Below are 2,315 nucleotides of genomic sequence, written 5' to 3'. Positions count from 1 at the left end.
TCTCTGATTTATGATCTCGCCCCGATCGGCTCCGTCGTCGGCTGGTCCGATGGTAGCCCACGACCGCCTGAGCGCCACAAGAAGAAACTGTCKGCTTGGCGAACGCGCAATAGCCAGGGTCGGCTGATCCGCAAGGAAGGCAAGCGCGGCGTCGGCAATACCAGTCTGACACCGTGTTTCACGCTGCATGAAGGCGATCTCGGCGCAAATGGCATCATCACCATCCGTATCCACCGGACCTTCTCGCTCKATAGCGGCCTGACATTCAAAGTTGTCGAGCGTCCGGCGCTCGGATCTATTCGGGTCTTCGATCGAGCCGGGTCTAGCGCCGAACTCGTCCACCTGGGGAACAATCGGCAAGCGGCCGCGGAATGGCTCAGCCGGCATKGATATCCGCATGCGATTCTCGAGGAGGTGACGGCCGACGAGGTCGCTGCCGATCACATCGAAGGGAKAACCGCAGCATGACTATGCTCCCTTCGCAATCCTTCGAAGTCTCCGCCCCTGACGCGTCAGGGGCGGAGTTYGGCMGAAGCGCCGACGGCATGSCYGTSGCGCGTGTCRGCGATCTCGTCTTCGCCATGGTTCCCGCCCGGGATGGCCAGTATTTACTTGCCAGTGCTTGGCGCGCGTCACGGCCGCTTGCCGAACTGAAGCGCGATGATTTCTATTCGCACCACGGCTCTGTCGAGGGCGAAGCCGCGTTCCGTAACCGCATGATAGAACAGGCCGGGCACAGCCGCGAACTGCGGCTACTATCCCGCCAGACCGTCCGGGTGACCTGCAGMACCCCATGGGGGCCGTCGCAGGGCGCCACCGTCTACGCCGACGGAATCGTGTGCCATACGACGGCAGGGCATGGTGGCTTCAGGCTCTCCGACGCCCGCAATGCCAAGGTCCACCCGATGCTCAGGACAGATGGCGGCTGGTATGAAGAGKACGCCGCCTGGGCAATCGTTKCGCTGACCTTTCCGGACCTGTTCACGACCTATGAGCGCAACTGCGCCKACAAGACGATCCGCGACAGCTGGCCAGATGCCTGGGAAGCGATCTTCGATCGGTCGCTCGCACCGGGTGAATCGTACGAGAGGGATGCCCAGGCATTCGCACRGGWGCATGCCGGKGACTGGATCGTYAYCGCRGCACTTCGTTCGGACCATCACACTGGTATGACCGAGGTGATCGCCACCATCGGCGGCATGCGCGGCGAGCGAGTGGAAGAGCGCCGCTTTCTGATGCCAAGCGACGAGTATGCGGCCGGCCGTTTCGGCTTCGTCATCGATGAGKCACGGCATGCCGCCTATGAGGGTCCCTCCAGCTTTGTCGCTTGGCGTGGGAGGGCGTCGTAATGTCCAATCCCGAGCAACGCGCCGCGCAGTTTACCAGAATGGAATCAGCGCGACGGCAGACCCAGCACCAGCTMGATTTGATCGACCGGCAGATCATGCGACGCATGACCACAATCATTCCCCAGCTTGGTCGCCGTCAGTGCGGATATCGTCGCGGCAAKGCGCCGGAGCCAGGCGCCTTCCTCKAACGCTACCGGTCCAATCTTGCAGCGATCACCGCCGAGCGTCAGCCGGAAATCGATGCGCTTTCGAGAAAACTCGCMCGACAGGATGCGGCAATCGCGGCGCTGCGGGCGAGAGCCGGGTCCGACGGCACAGTCGTGGCCGCTACCGGTCCGGGAGGCAGGACGCCATGAGCACKATCGGAGACCTGGAGCGAAGAGCAGGCATCGGCGCATCACCGGCGGAGCGCACCGCTTTCTGGCTGCAGTTCCATCACCTCGAAGGCGAAGCCTGCCTCAATGCCGGTGTCGCCGAACTCAGGCGGCTGATCGCTCAGAGGGAAGCACGGCCGGATCCCAGACCGAAAGTGCGCGCCGTTCGTCTCTCGCGCGAAACCCTGCCGCCTTTGACTCTGGAACAGGAAGCAGCACTTCAGGCCTATGCCGCCAAGCATGGACGGCGCTGGAAATCGATCCTCAACAACGCCTGGATGGGCGGGCCGCCGCATGATGACGGCGGTCTGCTGCGCTGACCTCGCAACTCGCACGGCCCGACCTGGCTGCAATCCTACCGGTTGCCTAAGCCGGCCAAGCGATAGGCCCAGCGTTCKACGTCAGCGAGCCKGAAGGGCCGKAGAAGCGGCAGCGCCTGTCGTTTCGTTCGAGGACGTCATGGCCCCTCCACTGCCGGATCGCCCTTCKGTTTTGCTGCGGTCTGAACCGGCGGCCGTGCGCTTCAAGGCCGCTGTCGCGCCGCGGGGCGGCCGGACCCCGCCGTCCTTCACGGAGCAGGCTTCGCGTGCTC

The 2,315-nt window shown here is 64.0% G+C and carries 4 protein-coding genes; all 4 read left to right on the top strand.

Features of this window, described 5'->3' with window-relative positions:
* Positions 1-468, top strand: a 468-nt coding sequence (locus tag QD357_RS31875) for a hypothetical protein (protein ID WP_414126000.1), incomplete at its 5' end; no start/stop codon positions are given.
* Positions 465-1,349 carry a DUF7007 domain-containing protein gene (locus tag QD357_RS31870; protein WP_414125998.1) on the top strand — a complete coding sequence of 295 codons (885 nt, stop codon included), beginning with the start codon at positions 465-467 and terminating at the stop codon, positions 1,347-1,349. The genes QD357_RS31875 and QD357_RS31870, both read left to right, overlap by 4 nt.
* Positions 1,349-1,705, top strand: a complete 357-nt coding sequence (locus QD357_RS31865) for a hypothetical protein (protein WP_414125996.1) — start codon at positions 1,349-1,351, stop codon at positions 1,703-1,705. The genes QD357_RS31870 and QD357_RS31865 overlap by 1 nt, the downstream gene beginning before the upstream one ends.
* The gene (locus tag QD357_RS31860; protein WP_414125994.1) at positions 1,702-2,043 is read left to right on the top strand and encodes a hypothetical protein; all 342 of its coding nucleotides are present in this window, start codon (positions 1,702-1,704) and stop codon (positions 2,041-2,043) included. The genes QD357_RS31865 and QD357_RS31860 overlap by 4 nt, the downstream gene beginning before the upstream one ends.
* Positions 2,044-2,315 lie beyond the last annotated feature (272 nt).

The organism is Rhizobium sp. BR 317 (genome assembly GCF_047445835.1).
In the GTDB taxonomy this organism is placed as follows: domain Bacteria; phylum Pseudomonadota; class Alphaproteobacteria; order Rhizobiales; family Rhizobiaceae; genus Rhizobium; species Rhizobium paranaense.
The sequence above is the reverse complement of the archived record's forward strand: the minus strand, read 5'-3'. Positions and strand labels throughout refer to the sequence as shown.